General features: G+C 48.6%; 23 protein-coding genes and 1 pseudogene. 11 read left to right on the top strand and 13 right to left on the bottom strand.

The window, feature by feature from the left end; genetic code table 11:
* Positions 1-392 precede the first annotated feature (392 nt).
* Positions 393-929 (top strand): hypothetical protein, encoded by a 537-nt coding sequence (locus E0E29_RS06645; RefSeq protein ID WP_130849206.1) that lies wholly within the window; start codon positions 393-395, stop codon positions 927-929.
* Between the two features lie 362 nt (positions 930-1291).
* Here E0E29_RS06645 and tnpC (E0E29_RS06650) read toward each other — a convergent pair whose 3' ends face one another.
* The 3 genes from tnpC (E0E29_RS06650) to tnpA (E0E29_RS06660) are packed head-to-tail and all read right to left on the bottom strand — an operon-like array spanning position 1292 to position 3618.
* A complete protein-coding gene (gene tnpC, locus E0E29_RS06650) occupies positions 1292-2869 on the bottom strand; it encodes an IS66 family transposase (RefSeq protein WP_207303582.1) in 1578 nt (525 codons plus the stop codon).
* 57 nt (positions 2870-2926) lie between these two features.
* Entirely contained in the window at positions 2927-3283 is a 357-nt protein-coding gene (tnpB, locus tag E0E29_RS06655) for an IS66 family insertion sequence element accessory protein TnpB (RefSeq protein WP_130848408.1), read from the bottom strand.
* A complete protein-coding gene (tnpA, locus tag E0E29_RS06660) occupies positions 3277-3618 on the bottom strand; it encodes an IS66 family insertion sequence element accessory protein TnpA (protein ID WP_130849207.1) in 342 nt (113 codons plus the stop codon). Before tnpA (E0E29_RS06660) ends, tnpB (E0E29_RS06655) begins: the two co-directional genes overlap by 7 nt.
* Before the next feature lie 134 nt (positions 3619-3752).
* Between tnpA (E0E29_RS06660) and E0E29_RS06665 the strand changes: the two genes are divergently transcribed.
* Both E0E29_RS06665 and E0E29_RS06670 read left to right on the top strand, forming a co-directional pair.
* Positions 3753-4763 carry an AbiH family protein gene (locus E0E29_RS06665; protein WP_130849208.1) on the top strand — a complete coding sequence of 337 codons (1011 nt, stop codon included), beginning with the start codon at positions 3753-3755 and terminating at the stop codon, positions 4761-4763.
* A gap of 166 nt (positions 4764-4929) precedes the next feature.
* Positions 4930-6084 carry a HipA domain-containing protein gene (locus E0E29_RS06670; RefSeq protein ID WP_242622411.1) on the top strand — a complete coding sequence of 385 codons (1155 nt, stop codon included), beginning with the start codon at positions 4930-4932 and terminating at the stop codon, positions 6082-6084.
* A 182-nt stretch (positions 6085-6266) separates the two neighbouring features.
* On the opposite strand, the gene E0E29_RS06675 is transcribed toward E0E29_RS06670, so the two are convergent.
* Entirely contained in the window at positions 6267-7181 is a 915-nt protein-coding gene (locus E0E29_RS06675) for a hypothetical protein (protein WP_130849209.1), read from the bottom strand.
* A gap of 892 nt (positions 7182-8073) precedes the next feature.
* Between E0E29_RS06675 and E0E29_RS06680 the strand changes: the two genes are divergently transcribed.
* Complete coding sequence (locus tag E0E29_RS06680; RefSeq protein WP_130849210.1) at positions 8074-8349, top strand: hypothetical protein; 276 nt, start codon at positions 8074-8076, stop codon at positions 8347-8349.
* Positions 8350-8467: 118 nt separating this feature from the next.
* On the opposite strand, the gene E0E29_RS06685 is transcribed toward E0E29_RS06680, so the two are convergent.
* Positions 8468-9676, bottom strand: a complete 1209-nt coding sequence (locus tag E0E29_RS06685) for an IS110 family RNA-guided transposase (protein WP_130849211.1) — start codon at positions 9674-9676, stop codon at positions 8468-8470.
* 390 nt (positions 9677-10066) lie between these two features.
* Between E0E29_RS06685 and E0E29_RS06690 the strand changes: the two genes are divergently transcribed.
* The 7 genes from E0E29_RS06690 (at position 10067) to E0E29_RS06720 (ending at position 14794) form a co-directional block, all read left to right on the top strand.
* Complete coding sequence (locus E0E29_RS06690; RefSeq protein WP_130849212.1) at positions 10067-11350, top strand: IS110 family RNA-guided transposase; 1284 nt, start codon at positions 10067-10069, stop codon at positions 11348-11350.
* Positions 11351-11766: 416 nt separating this feature from the next.
* Positions 11767-12162 (top strand): S26 family signal peptidase, encoded by a 396-nt coding sequence (locus tag E0E29_RS06695; RefSeq protein ID WP_130849213.1) that lies wholly within the window; start codon positions 11767-11769, stop codon positions 12160-12162.
* Positions 12163-12173: 11 nt separating this feature from the next.
* Positions 12174-12557: a PDDEXK family nuclease gene (locus E0E29_RS06700; RefSeq protein WP_242622412.1), complete on the top strand. Its 384-nt coding sequence runs from the start codon at positions 12174-12176 to the stop codon at positions 12555-12557.
* 52 nt (positions 12558-12609) lie between these two features.
* The gene (locus tag E0E29_RS06705) at positions 12610-12996 is read left to right on the top strand and encodes a hypothetical protein (protein WP_130849215.1); all 387 of its coding nucleotides are present in this window, start codon (positions 12610-12612) and stop codon (positions 12994-12996) included.
* Between the two features lie 674 nt (positions 12997-13670).
* The gene (locus tag E0E29_RS06715; RefSeq protein ID WP_242622544.1) at positions 13671-14162 is read left to right on the top strand and encodes a recombinase family protein; all 492 of its coding nucleotides are present in this window, start codon (positions 13671-13673) and stop codon (positions 14160-14162) included.
* 39 nt (positions 14163-14201) lie between these two features.
* Positions 14202-14309, top strand: a complete 108-nt coding sequence (locus tag E0E29_RS18675; protein ID WP_242622413.1) for a helix-turn-helix domain-containing protein — start codon at positions 14202-14204, stop codon at positions 14307-14309.
* Complete coding sequence (locus E0E29_RS06720; protein WP_130849216.1) at positions 14306-14794, top strand: hypothetical protein; 489 nt, start codon at positions 14306-14308, stop codon at positions 14792-14794. The genes E0E29_RS18675 and E0E29_RS06720 overlap by 4 nt, the downstream gene beginning before the upstream one ends.
* 98 nt (positions 14795-14892) lie before the next feature.
* Here the strand turns inward: E0E29_RS06720 and E0E29_RS06725 are convergent, their stop codons facing one another.
* The 8 genes and pseudogenes from E0E29_RS06725 to E0E29_RS06760 all read right to left on the bottom strand — a co-directional run bounded on the left by E0E29_RS06725 (position 14893) and on the right by E0E29_RS06760 (position 20199).
* A complete protein-coding gene (locus tag E0E29_RS06725) occupies positions 14893-15480 on the bottom strand; it encodes an IS5 family transposase (protein ID WP_130849217.1) in 588 nt (195 codons plus the stop codon).
* Positions 15477-16930, bottom strand: a pseudogene (gene tnpC / locus E0E29_RS19210) (IS66 family transposase). The gene E0E29_RS06725 and the pseudogene tnpC (E0E29_RS19210) overlap by 4 nt, the downstream one beginning before the upstream one ends.
* Positions 16931-17027: 97 nt before the next feature.
* Positions 17028-17381 carry an IS66 family insertion sequence element accessory protein TnpB gene (gene tnpB / locus E0E29_RS06740; protein ID WP_130849220.1) on the bottom strand — a complete coding sequence of 118 codons (354 nt, stop codon included), beginning with the start codon at positions 17379-17381 and terminating at the stop codon, positions 17028-17030.
* Positions 17378-17698 carry an IS66 family insertion sequence element accessory protein TnpA gene (gene tnpA / locus E0E29_RS06745; protein ID WP_130849221.1) on the bottom strand — a complete coding sequence of 107 codons (321 nt, stop codon included), beginning with the start codon at positions 17696-17698 and terminating at the stop codon, positions 17378-17380. Before tnpA (E0E29_RS06745) ends, tnpB (E0E29_RS06740) begins: the two co-directional genes overlap by 4 nt.
* A 244-nt stretch (positions 17699-17942) precedes the next feature.
* Positions 17943-18809 carry an EamA family transporter gene (locus E0E29_RS06750; RefSeq protein ID WP_130850811.1) on the bottom strand — a complete coding sequence of 289 codons (867 nt, stop codon included), beginning with the start codon at positions 18807-18809 and terminating at the stop codon, positions 17943-17945.
* A gap of 310 nt (positions 18810-19119) precedes the next feature.
* The gene (locus tag E0E29_RS18680; RefSeq protein ID WP_242622415.1) at positions 19120-19332 is read right to left on the bottom strand and encodes a TetR-like C-terminal domain-containing protein; all 213 of its coding nucleotides are present in this window, start codon (positions 19330-19332) and stop codon (positions 19120-19122) included.
* On the bottom strand, positions 19269-19628 hold the full coding sequence (locus E0E29_RS18685; RefSeq protein WP_242622571.1) for a TetR family transcriptional regulator: 360 nt from the start codon (positions 19626-19628) through the stop codon (positions 19269-19271). Before E0E29_RS18685 ends, E0E29_RS18680 begins: the two co-directional genes overlap by 64 nt.
* A 16-nt stretch (positions 19629-19644) precedes the next feature.
* Complete coding sequence (locus E0E29_RS06760; protein ID WP_130849222.1) at positions 19645-20199, bottom strand: manganese efflux pump MntP; 555 nt, start codon at positions 20197-20199, stop codon at positions 19645-19647.
* Positions 20200-20224 lie beyond the last annotated feature (25 nt).

The raw sequence follows: 20224 nt of genomic DNA on the forward strand, positions 1-20224 counted from the left end.
CATTTTTCTAAAGGCTTGTAATGTTTTTCTCACTTTAATATTTCAAAATGGTTTTGGAAATTGAGCACAATCTGCTCAATCTATCCTTATTTAAGCCGACACAGAAAGTCATTGCCGTGGTTAATATTGATTATTATAAAACCGACATATAAAATCTTAAATGAGATCATAATGGCATAATCTTGATAAAAGGTATTTGCCGTTTAATCTTGCCTTCATAACCCACAATTCTTTGTGACGGCTTAAATAGTTCAGTCGTGAACACAAGTCTCTCAAGAATTTTCCTGCTGCAAGTGCCAGTGTCATTAGAAAAAGGATATTAAACGATGAACCAGCCATAAAAACTCCTCTCGGTTATGAATTTATGACCGGGAAAGAAAGAGGTGTAACCTGTGTGCCGTTTTTTGTTTCGGGCCACTGAAAAAGAAAAACAATCCCTAGCCGACAATATCGTAGGGTTTATGAATGACACCTGTAATTTTTCTGAAGAAGCAAAAAACTTTATTTCAAATTGGATTTTGACTGGTCCTGATGAAAAAACAAAAGCATACTTTGATATTTGGAGTAAAGTTTTAGACCGCTACTTACCGACTAAAAGGCCGATACTGTTTCGCTCTTGTCTAAGGGTATCTTGTAAACCTATACAATCATTTAGTGGTAGTATGTCAGCGGTGGAAAAATTTTCAGAAGGACACAAAGGGCATGTTCTTGTCTGCGACACAAAAGAATACATGAAATATTTGAATCTTGAAAAAGAACACATATACAAGCGAAATTTCTTCTCAATTTATGACCTTATATTGAAAGATATTTCCAGTTCAACACCTCACTTTCGGCAGGAGTTCTATGAAAAATATAAAGGTGAGGATGAATATATAGTCCGGGTGGATCTGGGCCATTTGTATGACTTAAGGTGGGGCACAAAATAAAAATGAGGGGTAATATTTGATTACAGAGGCCGATGCAAAAGAAAACCGTTTTAAGTAGGATATTGAAGAATATCTTACGATGATACACGGAGGCGGAGGCTGTTCAAGGGGCAGTTCTTTTAAGAACATCCGAAAAGCCTTTGCGCTGTATTGTGTGGGGATGCGTTGCTAAAGGAGACCATCTATACCTTTGGTTATGGAGAACATAATTCTGTACACTTTTATGCTTAAAGGCCTGCGAGAATATTATTACTCAAAGAAAAGAAAGGATGAACGGTTTGGCTGTAACCGTCAAATCTCCCTGCGCATAAAAAGGCCGCCATCTCAGTGCCTGTGCATTGAGATGGCGGCCTGCAGTTCTATTATGATTTAGGACTTCTGCATTCCTGGGGTGCGTTCACCGGGAGGAAAGATTCGGCCCAGGCTTCATCCGTCTGGCTCATGTCAGGCGCGTTGTGCAGGAGCCAAACCAGGTAGCGGTAGGGATTCAGGTCGTTCTCCTTTGCGGTCTCAATCAGGCTGTAGATCACAGCGCTGGACTGGGCGCCGGCCGGGGTGTTGGAAAAGAGCCAGTTCTTCCGGCCTATGACAAAGGGCTTAATGCTGCGCTCGGCACGGTTGTTGGAGAGTTCCAGCCTGCCGTCCTCCAGATAGCGTACCAGATAGGGCCACTGCTCCCGCAGATAGTGCAGTGCCTTGCCCAAGGCGGACTTGGGCGCCGTCTTGGCGCTGGTCTCATTTGCCCATGCCAACAGAGCGTCCAGAACCGGTTTCTCCAGTTCCAGCCGCTTGGTATAGCGCTCTTCCGGCGTCAGTTCCACGAGAGCCTGCTCCAACTGAAACAGCCTGGTGCAGTAACACTCGCCGGTGGCCGCCAGAGATTCCTGCCGTTTCTCTTTGAGCAGCGTTTGCAGCGCCTCGTCAAATTTTCGCCTGGCATGAGCCCAGCAGCCCACCACCCGGATGTTCTCCGGCAGCTTGTGGTAGCCCTGGTAGCCGTCTGCGTGCAGCCAGCCGGAAAAGTCCTTGAGGAAGGCCGCCGCGTGCTCCGCCTTCCGGCTGGGCTGGTACTCATACAGGACAATGGGATACTCGGCGCAGCCGCTGGTCCGGTAGACCCACATATAGGACTTGCTTGTAGAAGTCCTGCCCGGTTCCTTCAGCACCTGCAGCGTGGTCTCATCCCCGTGCAGCACGGTTTCCCGGCACAGCTTCCGGTGCAGGGCGTCATACACCGGCCGCAGCCAGGTGTCCGAGGCCTGCAGGATCCAGTTGGCCATCGTCTGCCGGGACAGCTTCAGCCCCTGCCGCTGGAACTCCTGCTCCAGACGGTACAGCGGCGCGTACATGACGAATTTCTGCGTCATGATATGGGCTACCGCCTCTGGTGAGGCGAAGCTGCCTGGGCAGAGCGTCGGCTGTTTGGGTGTTTTCCGGAGATTGCCTTCGCCTGTTTCCGCCTCGCACTGCTTGCAGGCGTAGGTGTAGTACACATCCTCCCGGATCCAGAACCGGGCCGGCTCCATCTTCAGGCTCCGGTGCACCTCTTTCCCAATCTCCTCCATCACGGCACCGCAGGTATCACAGGTGCGCTCTTCTTCGCAAAGGCGGTGCTCCACCACTTCCGTAGGGGTTCCCTCCGGCACGATATCCAGTACATTGCCGCTGTGCCGCTTGCGGGCATGGGCCTTCACCGCCACCTGTTCCGCTGTGGCATTTTTCGTCCCATAGGCGTAGGCCTCCGCCTCATTTGCCATGAGAGACAGTTGGTCCATTAGGCCCTCCTGGAGCCGCTCTGAGGATGTGCCAAACTGCCGTTTTTTTGCAAGACCAAGCTGCTCCAGAAGCCATTGGTTCTGGAGCTTCAATTCTTCATATTCCGCCCGTGAGATGGTCACCATTTCCGGGGTGCTTGCGGCAGTGTTCTTCTTGTTTTCCATGAGAAAATGATACCATAAAACAGGTTAAAAAGCCAGCATTTTCAATGCTTTCCGGTATTATATTGCGCTCAGGCCGCTCACTGCTTTGTTTGCCTTCGGCTGCTCTGTCTTCAGCCCCTCCATCAGCCAGCGGTACTGTTGAGGTGTTAAGGCCTGCACTTCCTCCGTGCTCCGAGGCCATTGAAAACTGCCGCTCTCCAGGCGCTTATACAGCAGCAGAAAGCCGTCTCCCTCCCAGTACAGCGCCTTGAGCCGGTCCCGCCGCCGCCCGCAGAAGAGAAACAGCGCCCGCTGAAAGGGATCCATCTGGAACTGGCTCTTTACCAGAGTGGCCAGTCCATCAATGCCCCGCCGCAGGTCTGTGTATCCGCAGGCGATGTAAACCGGACAGCTGCAACTAAAATCGTTCAGCATGACTTTGCTGCCCGGAGGATCGCCAGCAGTGTGGCCTCATCCGCTCCCCCATAGACCTGGATCCGCACACCGCTTACCTCCATAGCGGCTACGATATGCCCGGAGAGCTGGGAACGCTCCATGATTGGCGCCTCTGCAAAGGTTACCTCCTGGACTTCTTTCAGGGCCTGGAACACCTTCCTCTGCCAGGAGAAATAGGTGGATACCGCGATTCCATTCTCCTGGCACCATTGGCCTACCGACAGCCCACTGCTCCGGCAGGCCTCCACACGCCGGCTCCATTCCACCAACCGCTGTTGTTGATTGGCTCTCTGTAAACTTGCTGCCTTCTCCATGTCTGCACCTCACTATCTTGGAGTCTGGGACACTCTCTGGTACTACTTGGTACTACCATGCACTTCCTCAGACTCTTATAGTTTGGCAGAGGCATTTTACCCTGACAAGCCGCCGACTGTTTTTACGCTTACGTTTGGCTAATTTTAATATCATCGGAAATGGTTTTGATCTATATCATGGCATGCCCACCAGTTACTATTACTTTGCCTGCTACCTTTTAGCTAAAAATGAAGATATATATGATGATTGGGCAGAAATGTATGGCTTCTCTAGGGGTATAATACATAGGCCTTTTGAAGACCTTGAAAGGAAGATTGACGATAAAGGATATTGGAGTAATTTTGAAAAGAGCTTAGGGTATATATCATCAGAGTGGGTCGAAAACTCTTTGCTAGACGACCTAGACTTAGAAAATCCTGAGGCTGTAGATTTGCCTATAGAGCGTCCCAACCATGTAGCTGAAATAAAACAAATGCTAAGTGATTGGATAAGAGAAACTGTAGATACAGACCACAATTTTGAGGTAGTCAACCAGTTAATTGGGACCAAAAAGTTGGATATTTCAGCATCTGATGCCTTTCTTTCTTTTAATTACACTCATACACTTGAAAAATTATATCATGCGCACAATGTGTTACATATTCATGGCGAAAACACATTAGATTCAGAAGATTGTGAATTGGTAATAGGGCATGGAAATGATAGTGAAATTAAAAAAATGCAAGAAACAATAGAGGATCTTGAGCAATATTACTATGAACAACCTTCGAGAAATAGAATTCAGGAGTTTCAATTCGAAATTGATATATTAGAAGATTTGAGAAAACCTGTTGAAACATGCTTAAAAAGGCTGAAGGCCTTTTTGGCTAAACTTCCAGAGCCTGAAGCTATTTATGTATATGGATTCTCACTTGGTGATGTAGATGTACCATATATCAAATTTATAAGAGCTAAATGGCCCAATTGTAGATGGAAGTTTTCATATTATTCTGATTCTGATAAAATAACTATTGATAAAACAGCGGAATTTTTGGGGCTCAAAGAATCACAGTATGAGTTATTTGAACTAAAAAATGAAACATCGAATGAAATTGAAAAAAGGATAGTAAAAGAGAATCATATTCAAACATTTCCGGTGTTATAAGTGGCCCCTGCTAAGAATTTTTTGCACTTTATTTTATGACACCTAGTAGGAATGGCGGAAACTGGATATCAAAATATCCTCAACGGCAGCCTTTGGATAAATCATATTCATGTACTTTCTGTAGCCTCTGGGCCTATACTGTAACAAGCAAAAAGGGGGTGTTCTAATGGGCCACGAAAGGATGACTCTTCGGCTATATGACACAAACCTCTTGACCTTTGCCATTATGCCAAGAACCATCGGCTTTGAAATCGAAATTGTCTCCGTCAACGAAAGATACAAAGAGTTATTTCCTGTCAATCTGGAGCTGACTAATGATGGCGTTCTAAAATGGCTCGGGAGCCGAAGCATTCCAAAGAATCGGTCCTTTGTCAAAGAGATCCTGCAATCCTTGGGTCTCAAGCCGAACGACCTTCTTGGCATCCTTCGGGTGTGTAAAGGTCTTTCTTTGAATGACAGCTACTGGATCGTTCCGGAGGGTTTTGATGGAAAGTTTTCGGATTGCAACTTGTATGAAAACTCCTTCTCGGAGGCGCTGGCCCTAGTTGCCTATACAGGACGCCCATCAATGCTCCATAGCCCTTGTCTCTCTCCTGAGTTAACTACCGACGGCATGCTGCCAAAAGCATGGCGCAAGCTCCCAGATGGTATCTATCTGTACAAGGGCAATACCAGTCAGACTCTTGGAGGTGCAAACTCTGGAAATGAGCCATACAGCGAGTACTATGCAGCGCAGATTGCAAAGACCATGGGACTCAATGCAATCTCGTATGGCCTGGAGCGTTGGAAGGGGATCCTCTCTTCTACCTGCAGGCTCTTTACAGATATTGATACCTCTTATGTAGCAGCCGGCAAACTGATTAAAAATGTAAATATTACCAAATGCCTTGACTATGCGGATGCCTTCAATCCAGAGTGCAGTAACCAGATTAGAAGTATGATGATCTTTGATTGCCTCATCTGCAACGAAGACCGGCATTTTGGCAATTTCGGTGTTCTGAGGGACAACCACACAGGCCGGATTCTCGGTCCCGCACCGTTGTTTGACTATGGCTTGGGCCTTTTTTCACAGGCTCTCAGTACGGATCTTGAATCTGAAAAAAGTCTTACAGCGTTGGCGGAGCAGTATGCGCCATATTACCCAGAAGCCTCTATTGATGACATCTGTCGTTTGGCAGGGAAGCAGCAGAAGAGAGAACTCCTGAGACTCATTGATTTTCACTTTAAGCGTCACCCGCTGTACAACTGGCCGGAGCATAGGCTGAAGATCACAGAACGAGTGATTCATGAACGGGCACGATGGCTCTATGAGAAGATTTAAGGGAGCCGGAATTAAAGGTAGTTATCAAAAATGGAGCCCACAAACCCATGGATAAGCAATTCCTAAAGAGCATAACGATAGAGGCGGCCTGACAAACTAGGACGCCTCTATCGTTCATTGACTGGGCCTTTTTGCGACCCGCAGTTCACTATACATTTTGAAATAATTCGAAAAGTAAAAATTTATTGGTTAATAATCGACGAAATAATGCTAAAAACGAAATTCCGGACTTTGAAAAATTGAGCCAAATCGGACTGGCTGCGCCCAATAACAGGCATATCGTAACGGGCAGACACTGTGTTGTCGGCTTCTCGAAGAAATTTCACTCCAATATAGTGGGAATTCAACTCATTCAGATCGCAACTCGCCAAAAAATCAAGATCCTGAAAATAGAATGACAAGAAACCCGACACAGCCATGGAAATGGTATAGTTAATTGCAATGCCGCCAGGAAGTGAAAGCGTTGCTGTGATTTGATCGCCATCTTCGGTAAGCTGATAATCTTGATTACCGCTGATTGCATTCCGTAATTCTGGCCAGGGGTGAGTCGTGGCAGGAACTCCATATACAAAGTCGGCTGTTCTGGCTTCAAGGAGCGCCCTCACGGCATCCTCGAAGGACAGCTTGTCCCGAGTCCGCCGAGCATTAATGGAGCCCATCGATAACCCCAGTGCACCAGCTGCTTCCAGTTGTGAATCGTATGAGATACCATTAATAATAACAGGGGTACGCTTGCGGCGCTGCACACCACGGGTAGCTGCCTCTTCCAGTACTGCACGGGATGCGGATTCCAGGCTATAACCATCATCCATTAGTCGCTTACGTTTAGCATATGCGGACGATTCTCTAAGTCCAAGGGCTTGACACGCCGCTGAAAACGAGGCATATGTTTCTCCGGCAAATTCAATTTCGCCTTGGCCAGGGCGTGAGCTTTTGTGTGGAGCGCTGCCCGAGGCCGTCCGTGCATCTCTGACATTGATACACTCTTTGACTGCATCCTCTATGGACATGCCCTTTTTTAAGCGATTGCGCAGCAACTGCGGGCTGATATTATGCTCTCGTGCAATCTGTGCGGCACTCTCAGTCGTACGTTTCATGGATTTCCCCCCGGCAGAATAATATCCTTGCTCACTGCATATTATACTTGTTTTTCCGAAAAATAACAGGGAATTATGGGGGAACATCAATTTTCCTTGTGTGTATATAGCGGCATCAGATAGCGGGGCATCGTTTCGCTTTCTGGATTTTGAAAATAAAGTTGTAAAAACGAGTGAAATTAAATATTTTACAAAGTTTTATGCATCATTTTGTGCGAAGTTCCATATTGCGTTTTCTGCGCTTTTCTGCTATTATATTCAAATAAACAACGAATTACCTTGAGTCTCCCTGAGGCCATCCCCCCGCATCATAGCCTCATTGTCCACTCAATAATGACTCGCAAGGAGTCCAAGGTAATCGTAATGATTGCCCTGGGCTCCTTATTTTTTTGGAGACAAAGGGACCAAGAAAACCCTTTTGGTCTCCATTTTTTTATTTTTTGGGTTCTTTGGAGCTTCAGGATACCCCCTCTCNATTGTGAGCTTGTCCCGCTGAAAAACGCTCATTGTCCAATAAAAATCGACTCAGAGAGAGTCCCGAGGAATTGTTTCCCCGGGGCTCTTTTTTTATTGTTTTCACACATGGAGCCTCGATATTGCCTCTAATTTTCACTTCTAATAACTTTTTGGAGTTTTTTGTGGGGAAGCGTGAGGTTCGTTTGAGAAGACCGTTTTCGTGGGACAGGCGACGGTTTTCGGAAGGACGATCACATGGTATCTAAGATAATTAGCAATTTTTTCGAAAAATTGAAGCAAAAATTTGATTTAATTCAAAATTTTGCGGGTGCCATCGTCAATTTTTTGAGTTAATTCAGCTGTGACCGTCAATTTTTTGAGTTAATTCCATCGTGACCATCAAATTTTTGAGTTAATTCGAGGAGGTGTCTTTGAAATGATGAGCATGGCCTGCTTTTTCTTAGCTGCTACTATTGTTCTCTTTGTCGACGGGTTTGAGGTGAAGGGGATCCGACTGACCAGCCGAATCATGCTGTACTTGACCGGATATATCATGCGCCCTGCCGCCGCTACGCTCTGGATGGTTGTCGTGCTGTACCTCGTAATGAAGTATCAAGTAAAGGGCCTTGCTGTGGTCAGTGTGCTTATCGTGGCCTGCTGGATTGCCTGGATCATGGCGGTGGCGGAATCTATTACTGATGAGACCTGCTAAGTATTGTCAAGAAGAAAAAGCAAACATTGTAAGTAGTTGAAAATCGGTGCACCTATTCAAGCCGCTTTGCATCTCAAAATGAAACGGCGGCCAGCCAACGCTATGCAACGCAATAAGATCAGCTCTGTTCTAATGTTTCCAGATAGGCTTTCACTGTGGCGTAGTAGATCCGCAGGAATTTATTCGCGGATGCCATCATGTAGACGCGGTAGGGTTTGCCTTCGGCTCGTTTTCTGTTCATGAACTGGTAAATTGGTTCATTCGGCGGCGAGTTTTGCAAATAGACGCTCATGACAAGGAATAGCGTCCGGCGTAGCGACGATGCACCTACCTTGCTCATGCTCTTGTGCCTACCGATCACATCACCAGAGTCATTCGGTGGGGCATCAATACCGGCATAGGCAACGAGTGCTTTCTTGGAGTAAAAACGGCGAACATCCCCAATTTCAGCTATGAGCTGCGGCCCAAGAGTCGGGCCAACGCCAAACATGTCCATGACAACAGGATATTCCGGCAGCTGAGAGGACAGAGATTGCATCTCCTGTTTGAGCGCAGCAAGCGCAGCGGAAGTAGCGCTAAGCTGAGATACAGCCTGCTCCACAAGTAGCTTTGTAGTTTCAGATTTCGGCATGACACCAATATGTCCGCTGGCTTCATCGTAAATGGCGTGTGCTTTTTCTTCACTGAAGTTGTACCCATGCTTTCGGCACCACCGCCAGTACTTGTTCACGAATGACTTTAGGGGGCGTTCAGAGACGCATTCACAATGCCAAAACTCCGCTACGAAATCCACCCACTTCTCACTTCCGTCTGCACGGGCAGGGCTGTTAAACAGACGATTTGCATTTGGAAAGGTCATATCCAACAAGGAAATCAGATTGTTCTTCAACACAGTCTGCACCTTGGAATACTGTCGGTACTGGCGATAGCAGTTCTTCAGCAACAGCCGAGTATTTTCCTCCGGGATATATCTCGGCAAGGTAAGCCAGCGATCAAGGCCATAGTTCGCCAGCTTTATAGCATCCTTCCGGTCGGTCTTGACACGCCTCAAATCATTGTTCCCGTAGCCATGCACCAGCTTTGCATTGACAACGGAAACATATAACCCTGCGTCGTGAAGCAGCTTTGCCACCGGCGCATGGTAGTTCCCTGTGGCCTCCATGACCACACGAGTCTCACCGTTCAGGCTTTTGAGCCGCCTTGCCAGCTCGCTCAGTTCACTGTCGGTGTGACGCACTTCAAAGGGTGAGATGACAACCTCTCCAAAGGGACGCATGACGGCAATCGTGCTCCTGCCTTTGGAGATGTCAATACCTACAGAGTTCATGTATCTGCCTCCCATACGAATTTGCAACCGGAATCCATCTTTTTTCTCATTGCCGATTCAATCTATTGGGTGACGCGAACTCTATGGCTCAACCTGCTCAAAGCGAACACTGCAATAAGAGGGATGGCTGACAGTCTTATCAACGGACATCTAAGCCCAAGGAGGTGATGGTCAGCCAGTTGCTCCCCTTATTGTAGCTTAGGCATGAGACGGAAAGAAGCCCAGCCGGATGCTGGGCTTCCAACCAATAATTATTGTAATAGGAGATTCCTGTAATATGAGAAAATCCGGCGTTTGAACAAAAAAGGACACTCCCTTACAATCAAAGTACACGAACAGGGTCAAAGCCCTAATAAAAACGTACGTTGAGATTGAAAGGAAGTATCCAAAATGAGTGTAACACAGAACGAGAAAATCCGTCAAGTCACAGAAACAACAATGGTCATTGGTGTGGATATTGCCAGCGAGATGCATTGGGCCGGAGCGTTCGACTGGCGCGGTTTGGAGCTTGGTAAGGCAGTCAAGTTTGAGAACAGCGCAGAGGGCTTTCGGTTCTTCCTGCATTGGCTGTCAGAATTGGCAGCCGAACAGAAGAAAAGCAGCGTCATGGTAGGGCTTGAGCCCACAGGACACTACTGGTTCACCCTGGCAGCGTACCTGCAAGGAAGCAGTATTAAGCTGGTGCTGGTCAATCCATACCATGTGAAGCGCAGCAAAGAACTGGACGACGGACATCCCAGCAAGAGCGACAAGAAGGACCCCAAGACAATCGCAAAGCTGGTGCTGGAAGGGCGCTATGCATTCCCATATATCCCACAGGGGCTGTATGCGGAACTGCGAGTTGCCATGAACTGCCGCTGGAGAGTACAGAAAGAGCTCACTTCAGTGCAGAATCAAATCCAACGTTGGCTGAAGATCTACTTTCCAGAACACAAAACAGTATTCGGAAAATTTGAGGGCATGGGAAGTATGGCGCTGCTTCATGCAGCACCGTTTCCTTCCGATTTAATCGCTTTAGGTGTGGATGGAATCAACCAGATATGGCGACAGATGAAACTGCGCTGTGTTGGCCTGAAACGGGCGCAAAGGGCCTTTGAAGCGGCCAAAAACAGCGTAGGATGCACAACGGGGATTGAAGCGGCCCGCATGGAGCTGCAAATTCTGCTGGAGGATTATGACGTGAAACTTCAGCAGTATGAACGCATCATGGAGGTTGTGGAAAGCCTGTGCGGGCAAATCCCAGAGGCAGAAGAGCTGCTTCAAATCAAAGGGATCGGTCTCACCACTGTCGCTGGCATCTTTGCCGAAGTTGGAGACATTCGGCGCTTCTCATCCCCTCGCCAACTGCAAAAGCTGGCAGGACTCGCCATCACGGAAAACAGTTCCGGAAAGCATAAAGGCCAGACGGAAATTAGCCGGCGAGGGAGAGCACATCTGCGTGCAATCCTGTTCCGAGCGGCGATGCCACTGGTGGCGAAAAATGAGGAATTTCAAAAACTCCATCAGTATTTTACGACAAGAGCAGAAAACCCATTGAAGAAAATGCAGTCGATGATTGCGATATGTTGCAAGCTGCTTCGGGTGTTCTATGCAGTGGCCATAAAAGGCTGTGCATACAGTGCAGAAAAAATGCTTGCTGACATCCACAGAAACCAGCCGCTGAAAGCGGCGTAGTTCGCTTACAGGAAGCGTCTCTCTGTTGCGTCGCGGAAGAGACTCACACCGCTTCCGTTTAACTTGATTCCACAGGTATAAATACAGAGCCGGTAGTTGGTCAATGAATTTCACCATTAGAGCTTAGACTCGGTATAGGAGAACGACTGACACCACTTTGCAGGCAAGCAGGACGAAGGAATGTAGGGCAACGACCCTGATAGATATGGGAGGTTTGCTGCTGCGAAAGATGTGGTTTACCGTATGGCCTGTCATCCAGAAACCACTGGACGCGGGCTTTGCTGTACCCATTTTTCGCCGGAACCGATACTTGATGCTGTTCCTGCCTGTATCCTGCTCTGTATGAATTTGTGAAATCCTGCGAAAACGCAAGCATCAATGAGAAAAACTAAGATTATTTAGGGAGGTGAAAAAAGATGAAGCGGCTCGGTGATGATCGATACACTGTGCGGGACTGGGTTGGACTGCTGCTCTGTGTGGTGTTCGTTTTTTCTGTCATAGTTTGCGGTCTGCGGATCGCCATCGTTGTGGGCCCGTCCATGCAGCCAACGCTTGCAGACCACAGCGTTCATATTACGGTTCCGGACCACGAACCAGATGTGGGTGACATTGTGACCTTCTGGCATAGAGGCACCCTGCTTATCAAGCGCATTGTGGCCGGCCCTGGTGATACAGTGGACCATTGGGGAGACACTCTCTGTCTTGGTCATGGTCAGTACTATGTCGTAGGCGACAACCGCAGCAACTCCAGGGACTCCAGGTCGTTCGGGCCGATTGACGCAGACGATATCACAGGGCGGTTGTTATTCTAAGGAGGTGGTATTTGGAACGAACAGGCGAACGCACCAGGGACATCCGATTTTTCAGCAACAAAAATGGCGACATCGTATGCCTGCACAGCAAGTGGGCCCGTGACTATGCTAAGTGGCTCGAGACCCAGCCATGGGTGCAGAGCTACGAGGCCGGCTGTCCTTTAGATGCTGACATCATGGGCCGCATATCACGGGCGGGCATACGCACGGACTACATGCAGGCCGGATGGGCTACTGACTTCTTGATTTGCTATGCAGACGGACACAAGGGGGTGAGAGAACTTGTTCAACAGCAGCAGCTAAAGAAAAAAGCTTATGTGGAGCGTCTGGAGCTATCCAGGCGATATTGGGCGGCGACGGACACAGAGTGGATGGTGGTGATCGTGGACATGTAATAACCAACTCTGATCACAAAACACAATAATTATTAGACAGGAGGAACATTAAATGGAACGCCCCGAAGATCGCAAGGTTCTTTATAAGTTTTTTAGTCACAAAAATAACCGCAATATGTATGTACACAATCGAGGTGCCATGGAGTATGCCGCAGATCTGGAGGAAGCTCCGTGGGTTAAAAGCTACGAGACCAATGTAATCCTTGCCCCTGACCGCCTCTCCCGTATCCCGATGCATGTTTCTGATGAAGATTTGTCGACAGAGTGGACCACCGACTTTGTCATAACTCACGTCGACGGACATCGGATCGTCAAGGAAATCGTGCCAAAAAAATGTATGGCAGATGTATCGTACCTTATGCGTCTTGAAATGTCCCGCCGGTACTGGGCCTTGGATGATGATGGAACCCAGTGGATGATCGTGTCTGTCAATGACTGATCCATTACGCTTTGTGTGTAGGCTTGGAGCCGTTTTCAGAATTTTGAAAGCGACTCAAGCCGGCTACTGGCTCATTAACTGTGACTCTCCCTCTCCCCCATTTTTCGATGTGGCCCTTGAAGGATATGAGCGGGTGCCTGCGCCGGAAAGCTGGATGATAGATTGCCCGACAACTCCAGCGCAGGCTACCCGCCTGCAAATGATACAGCCTCTGCTCAATTGCGAGGACTGCATCTCTGACAAGTCTCTTAGATACCGGATGGCAGCAGATGCTGCCCAGCAGCACCAGACCACAACACGACGCATCCTGCACCTATATTATAGGTATCTTGCAACAGGACGGGTCACAGCCAAAAAGCGGACAAAAAGCGCAAACACAGACAACCATATGATAGAACAAGCCATCCGTAGATACTATTACGGATCTAAACGCCTGTCGCTCAGAGCTGCCTACGAGATGATGCTGCTGGAGGATTATGTGGGCCCAGATGGAGAGCTGGACAGCGATGCTCCCACATGGTCGCAATTCCGGCATTACTACTATGGGCACGGGTTTCATCGACGCCCTCAAAAGATCATTGCCCGGGATGGCCTTACAAAATACCAGCGGGACCACCGGTCGGCGTGGGGATCATCTGCCGAATGGCGGCCACAGCCGGGATCGTACCAGATGGATGCGACACAGGCGGATATCTACCTGGTGTCCCGACAGGACAGATCCATCGTGGTATGCTCGATGCAGCACCAATGAGAGCAAACAAGATATTGACAGGCAGGTGCGAGAACTCAAGGCAGCAGGTGCAACCAAGATATGGATGGAGTATGAGCACGGGGATTCACCGACCAAAGAGCAACAGGATATGATGTGGGATACAGTCCGCCCGGGAGACACGGTGATAATCACAGAGCCCTCCAGATTGTCCCGCTCGGTGCAGCAGTTTTGCCAGATCGTCGAGACGATCAAGGCGAAGCGCATCCGACTCCATATCCTGGGTAGTATCACCATTGACTGCCGCAAGGATGATCCCGATCCGATGACTGTGGCCTTTCTCCAGCTCATCGCTGTTTTTAGTGAACTGGAATTGAGTATGATCCGGTCCAGGGTGCGATCCGGTGTAGATAATGCCCGTGCAAAAGGCAAGCAAATCGGACGACCAGCACTTTGACAGGAAGATATCCCGGACCGTTTTTGGCGTTACTATGCAATGTACCAAAGCCAGCAAATCAACACCTCAGAGCTCGCCCGACTATCTAACATCAGCCGCCCTACAGTCTACCGATACCTTGCGTGCATTAAGGAGGACACACCATGACAGAGCATGAGATCACCTATCGCATATATCCGCCTGGGAGAGTACACACAGAGATCGAGCGAGATCCTGAGGAGTACCCTTACCCTCCAGATGTCCGGATTGCATGGGCTGAACGCAAGGAGTACTCTAATATCGATCTGTCGTATGATGATCTGTCGGTGGCGATTGAGTCTTGTGTTGTGGAGATCGTGCACGGAGAGACCGAGTATGGCCAGTGTTTTCGGGCATACCGGATTACTAAACTCGATGGCCTGAGGGCGATCGAGTATGCCTCAAATCACTACCCAATCTTTTTGCGGCCGGCAAACATGATCCGTGGAACACTTATCGTGGATGACGGGAGAGACTGGTGGCGCTATATTATTGATAAGTGGTACGATTGCGACAAGACTCGGGATCACGATATCGGCTATGACGACCCGCCTGACCTGGTCCCGGCTCTGGCCCTGCTCTTTAAGCCTTATTTGAGAGATCCTGATATGTGACACTGAGCATTTTTTCATCTGCATATTTTTTGTGGGACAAAAGAGGGAAGATTGAGGGTAAGTGCTTAGGGCTTGTTTGAAAAAAGGCGGAGATTGTGCTAAAGCAACAAAATAGCGATGGAGGCAAGATACACAAAGGCTAGGAAGGAAGCATCCGACTTGTCATATCTGGTGGCGATTCTGCGAAACCACTTGATTTTCTGGAAAAAACACTCCACCAGATGGCGTTCTTTATACAGATGCCAGTCAACCGGCCAGGGATCGGAAACGTTGCTTTGCGGCGGGATCACATAGCTGGCCCCGTGCGCTGAGATATATTCCCGAATCGTCCGGGCACCATAGGCCCGGTCTGCCAGCACGGCACTCCCGCCGATTCTGACCTTTTTCAGCAGTTCAACAGCGTGAACCGAATCGTGGTCATTTCCAGCGGAGAGAAGGAACTCCACCGGGTTTCCCAGACCGTCTACGACAGCGTGGAGNCCAAAATCTTTGAGGAATTTCGCTGGCCGTTTTCCACTACGGTCTGGCTGGTACTCAAAGATTCGGATGGGCTTTTTGCTGCCTTCCCCGCTGGCGTATACCCACATCCGGGACTCAGAGGCTGCGGCTTTGCCATCCTCTTTCAAAACCTGCACAGTGGTTTCATCCGCGTGGATCACGGTGTCTTCCAGCAAGGCCTGCTTCATATNGCCTTTGCCGTCTCTACTATCGAGTATACAATGGCACTGGATTCTGCACCCTTCACGCTGTCACAAAACAGCCAGTTCTTTCGGCCCACAACAAATGGACGGATCGCATTTTCGGCCAAGTTGTTAGAGATAGGAACCTCAGGAGAATCTAAAAACGCCGTCAGTTGGTGCTCCTGGTTCAGCGAATAGCGGACTGCGTCCTCCAGCTTGCTGCCTTTTTCGGGGTGTACCGTTTTTAGCCAGCAAAAATACTCCTCCAGAAGGGGACGAACCACATTCTGGCGGTATTCATTGCGTGTTTTCGGTAATATATAGCTCGTTTTGCCATCCAGGGTGAACAGCTTGGTACAATACCGGTATCCCACTGCCGCTTTGCTCGTTTTCACAGTTGCTCCGTCCGGCATAGCTTCCCGCCATTTTCTCCTGGCGTGGGCCCAACAGCCGCAATGGGTAACATTTGCAACCTGGTTGTACCCAGCATAACCATCCGTCACCAGATAGCCGTTAAAACCTTTTAGAAAGTTTGCGGGCCGTTTTCCACTACGGTCTGGCTGGTACTCAAAGATTCGGATGGGCTTTTTGCTGCCTTCCCCGCTGGCGTATACCCACATCCGGGACTCAGAGGCTGCGGCTTTGCCATCCTCTTTCAAAACCTGCACAGTGGTTTCATCCGCGTGGATCACGGTGTCTTCCAGCAAGGCCTGCTTCATATGCCGGTACAGAGGTTTCAGCCAGGTTTGGGTACACTGGATCACCCAGTTGGCCAGTGTGCGCGGCTCAACTCCACTCCCTGTCTGGCCCAGATCTTCTCCTGGCGGACCAAAGGAAGCCCGTCCACATATTTCTTAATTATGACGTCAGCCACGGTGGAGGGAGAAGCCAGAGAATGCTTCATCAGGGCAGCAGGCGCCTGTGTGGTCAGAATATGGGCAAAGCCGGTGTCCTTTTCGCACTTGTCACAGGCGTAGGTACAGCTGTAGTATTCCAAAATTTTTTCTTGCTGCGGAATAATAATCAATTCCCGGCGAACCAGCTTCTTACCAATCAGCCGGAACGTACCACCACACTTGCTGCAGTTCAACTTGGATTCCGGCAGCTGGAGTATAATCTCCTCTACAGGGAGATTTTTTGCCAGTTCAGCAATTGTGCGCTTTTTCTTTCGGGCATGCGCCTTTACCGTAAAGGTCTCCTCGGTGGGTTCTTCTGCCTTGTGGTCCTGCACCTGCTCCGCTTCATTAAACAGACAAATCTGGTCTTCGCTTAGAACATAGGCCTTTTTCTCGCTGGACTGTCCGAAACGGGCACGCTGAGCGTTGAGAAGGATCTCATTCATATGATCCAACTTCTTTTTCAGGGTATCAATCTCGGCCTGCTGTTGCCGGATGGTTGTCTGGAGTTCTGCCACTTCGGCAGCAGTATATGTATTTTTCTTCTGTGCTGCCGCCATGACGAACCTCCTCCAAAAACAACTTTATCGTAGGCTTATGATACCATAAACCTACGATAAAGTACATACATGTGCCATTTTTAGTTGAGATTTTTGCTCAAAACAGGTCTTTCGGCTTTCCTTTGCGGATTGCTGTCCGCTGCTCGATTTTCAGTCCCTCCATGAGCCAACGAAAACTCTGGTGGTCTATGAGCCGGAGTTCTGCCTCACTCCTCGGCCACTGAAATCGTCCATTGGACAGACGCTTGTATAGCAGAATATATCCATCTCCGGACCAGTAGAGTGCTTTGATTCGGTCTGTCCGGCGCCCGAAGAACAGAAACAGGCTTTCTTCACTCAGACAACCGCCGTACTGCTGACTTACGATAGCCGCCAGTCCGTCTATCCCGCGGCGAAGATCCGTGTATCCGCATGCCACGTAGTAGTTTTGGACTTTGCTCAGGTCGATCATAGCGATTGAATCGAGCGCAGTAAGGCTGCCACCACATCCATATCCACTCCAGAGGGAAGCCGGAGTTCTGCTCCATGATACCGGATATGAAGCATATCTTCGACCGTTGGAGTTGGATCCAACTTTATGAGATGGGTCTCTGCCGCTTCCGCCGCCTGGTGCCGCAGTTTTCGCAGCCAGTAGTAGAAACTCTTTTCTGAAATTCCGTGTTGCCGACAGAATTCACGATTGCTGAGTCCGCTTGCATTACACTCCTGGATCAGCGCTGACCAATTTTCTACCCGATACTCGTTACGCACCGCCAGTACGTCTGCCATTGTATCACCGCCTTGCTAATTGTCCTGAAAAACTCACCGTGAGTTTTTCAAGTTTTGAACTATTATCTCATTTCTGACGGTGAGATGATAGGCGGGTGATTATTAATCACTTACGGCCTATCCCAAATCCGTACCGGTATCTTCCCGATAAGAGAAACGAGAGCGCATCGCAATTTCCATGCGATGCGCTCTCGTTTTGTAGGGAGAAAACCGCTTGTTTTCCGATTCGTGCCTCTTTTGAAGGCTATCCGAAGCAGGTCATCGTCAGTGTTCCAACTGTCATGAGGCAGAGACCAACTCCGGCTCTCTTGCTCAGCTTCTCCCCAAACACGAAATAGGAAAACGCGATCGTGAGAAGAATGCTCATCTTATCAATCGGGACAACAATACTTACCACTCCATTTTGAATGGCGTAGTAATAGCATAGCCACGAAGCACCCGTTGCAATGCCGGAAAAGAACAAAAAGACCAATTCTTTATGATCGAGATGCCGTAGTTGGGATTGCTTGCCCTTCATAAAGACAATTATCCATGCCATAATCAAAACGACAACCGTTCGGATTGCCGTCCCCAGATTAGATTCCACTCCGGTTATGCCAACCTTTCCCAGAATGGATGTCAGCGCGGCGAACACTGCTGAGCCGATTGCATAGAAAATATATGTATGATCTGTGATCTCACCGCTGTCTTTCTTTTTCTCTACCATTAAAATGATGCCGGTACCGAGCATGAAAGTGCTTATCAATTTGATGAGGAGATGTTCTGTCTCCCCAAAACAAATGATTGCCAGCAGGACGGAGAGGATCGTGCTGGATTTGTCAATGGGAACGACCTTGTTTACATCTCCGATGGACAGTGCTTTGAAATAGCACATCCACGAAGCACCCGTCGCGGCTCCAGACAATATCAAAAATAACAATGAGCTTGAATTGATTTGTGTGATGGTTCTGGCAGAACCAACCACAAAAACCATCAGCCAGGAAAACACCAACACGACAACTGTCCGTATAGCGGTCGCAATGTCAGAGTCCGTTTTTTTGATCCCACATTTCGCGAGAATGGCAGTGAATCCCGCAAAAACGGATGATAAGGTTGCTGCCACTAACCACATTTTCATTCCCTCCAATGATACGCTTTATGTCCGTCGAGAGGTTTGTGGTGACTCACATGATCTGATTGGGGGTGAAGGGATATCCCTGAGAACTTCAGTTCCATACGTATATTTCAGTATCTGCCGCCCATGATGATTTCTTACAATCGCGCCGTGATGGTCTGAACGACGCCAATTTTCTCACATAAGGGGCTTTTTACGTCACCGCCCGTTTAGACTGGAGACATATGCCCCCTTCCATCAGGAAGCCCCTTTTTCCGCCTGAGATATCTCCCGACAGATAGAATGCGCACACTTTTCTGTGAGCGTTTTAAGTTTTTCCACAAACTGCTCGGGCGGCATACACTCTTTGGTCCGCAGCCAGCGCTCCATGGTACAGATCACCGCCCGCGTCGCAAAAAAAATCCAAAATAAATTCGTCTACTTGCTCCTCTCCAAACAAGCTGGAAATGCGTGCTGCTATAAACGGCCGAATATACTCCTGAAAGTGATCGCTGAAAGAATTTTGCCCTTTGATCTGCAATGCTTTTCGATAGAACGAATGATTCTGGTAAAAATACCGGCAGTTTTTTCGATAAAAGCCCAATGTTCTGTATAGTCGGCACTCAAGTTTTCATGTTTGATAAGTTCAATAAATTCCGTATCAAAAAACCAATTTACAAGGTCATATTTATCCTTGAAGTGATAGTAAAAGCTCTTTCGGTTCATGTTGCAGTGTTCGCAGATCTGCGCCACATTGATCTTGTCAAAGGGCTGTTCTACCATCAGCTCTTTCAAAGAAGTTGCTAATGCCCGTTTTGTAATATTGGAATCTGCCATACACAGTCTCCTTTCATCACATCCACAAATGCTCCACCAAAATCAAGCCCCCCATGAGGAGCAATACAATTCCCCCAACTACTTCGGCCTTTGATTTGTATTTGGCCCCAAAGTGATTGCCAATTTTCACACCGGCCACAGAAAAGGCAAATGTTGTCAGTCCGATCAGAAAAACAGCCGGAAGGATGTCCACCTTCAAAAAAGCAAAGGATACGCCCACAGCCAATGCGTCAATGCTGTCGGCTAGGGCCAGAGGGAGCATGACCCGAGGCGCGAAGGACGCGTCCATTTTCCTGACGGGCTCCCGAGCTTCCTGGAGCATATGAATTCCGATCGCCGCCAACAGGACAAAAGAGATCCAGTGATCCAGGCTTTCGATCGCGGCGCGGAAACCGCTGCCCAAAACGTAACCCAGCAGCGGCATGACCGCCTGCGAACCCCCAAACCAAAGTCCCGCAGACAGAAGATGTTTTGGCTCTACCTGCTCCACAGAAAGACCTTTGCAGATCGCGATGGCAAATGCGTCCATGGAAACACCGAGTGAGATGGCCATGAGTGCTCCGATTCCCATATTTTTACCTCCCAAAGGAATTGAA

The organism is Intestinimonas timonensis (assembly GCF_900626145.1).
Lineage (GTDB): Bacteria > Bacillota > Clostridia > Oscillospirales > Oscillospiraceae > Intestinimonas > Intestinimonas aquisgranensis.

Excerpts from the sequence above, each read along its gene's own strand:
- tnpC (WP_207303582.1), bottom strand. The coding sequence starts at position 2,869 with ATGGAAAACAAGAAGAACACTGCCGCAAGCACCCCGGAAATGGTGACC.
- tnpB (WP_130848408.1), bottom strand. The coding sequence starts at position 3,283 with ATGCTGAACGATTTTAGTTGCAGCTGTCCGGTTTACATCGCCTGCGGA.
- tnpA (WP_130849207.1), bottom strand. The coding sequence starts at position 3,618 with ATGGAGAAGGCAGCAAGTTTACAGAGAGCCAATCAACAACAGCGGTTG.
- E0E29_RS06670 (WP_242622411.1), top strand. The coding sequence starts at position 4,930 with ATGGGCCACGAAAGGATGACTCTTCGGCTATATGACACAAACCTCTTG.
- E0E29_RS06675 (WP_130849209.1), bottom strand. The coding sequence starts at position 7,181 with ATGAAACGTACGACTGAGAGTGCCGCACAGATTGCACGAGAGCATAAT.
- E0E29_RS06680 (WP_130849210.1), top strand. The coding sequence starts at position 8,074 with ATGATGAGCATGGCCTGCTTTTTCTTAGCTGCTACTATTGTTCTCTTT.
- E0E29_RS06685 (WP_130849211.1), bottom strand. The coding sequence starts at position 9,676 with ATGAACTCTGTAGGTATTGACATCTCCAAAGGCAGGAGCACGATTGCC.
- E0E29_RS06690 (WP_130849212.1), top strand. The coding sequence starts at position 10,067 with ATGAGTGTAACACAGAACGAGAAAATCCGTCAAGTCACAGAAACAACA.
- E0E29_RS06695 (WP_130849213.1), top strand. The coding sequence starts at position 11,767 with ATGAAGCGGCTCGGTGATGATCGATACACTGTGCGGGACTGGGTTGGA.
- E0E29_RS06705 (WP_130849215.1), top strand. The coding sequence starts at position 12,610 with ATGGAACGCCCCGAAGATCGCAAGGTTCTTTATAAGTTTTTTAGTCAC.
- E0E29_RS06715 (WP_242622544.1), top strand. The coding sequence starts at position 13,671 with ATGCGACACAGGCGGATATCTACCTGGTGTCCCGACAGGACAGATCCA.
- E0E29_RS18675 (WP_242622413.1), top strand. The coding sequence starts at position 14,202 with ATGTACCAAAGCCAGCAAATCAACACCTCAGAGCTCGCCCGACTATCT.
- E0E29_RS06720 (WP_130849216.1), top strand. The coding sequence starts at position 14,306 with ATGACAGAGCATGAGATCACCTATCGCATATATCCGCCTGGGAGAGTA.
- tnpB (WP_130849220.1), bottom strand. The coding sequence starts at position 17,381 with ATGATCGACCTGAGCAAAGTCCAAAACTACTACGTGGCATGCGGATAC.
- tnpA (WP_130849221.1), bottom strand. The coding sequence starts at position 17,698 with ATGGCAGACGTACTGGCGGTGCGTAACGAGTATCGGGTAGAAAATTGG.
- E0E29_RS06750 (WP_130850811.1), bottom strand. The coding sequence starts at position 18,809 with ATGTGGTTAGTGGCAGCAACCTTATCATCCGTTTTTGCGGGATTCACT.
- E0E29_RS18685 (WP_242622571.1), bottom strand. The coding sequence starts at position 19,628 with ATGGCAGATTCCAATATTACAAAACGGGCATTAGCAACTTCTTTGAAA.
- E0E29_RS06760 (WP_130849222.1), bottom strand. The coding sequence starts at position 20,199 with ATGGGAATCGGAGCACTCATGGCCATCTCACTCGGTGTTTCCATGGAC.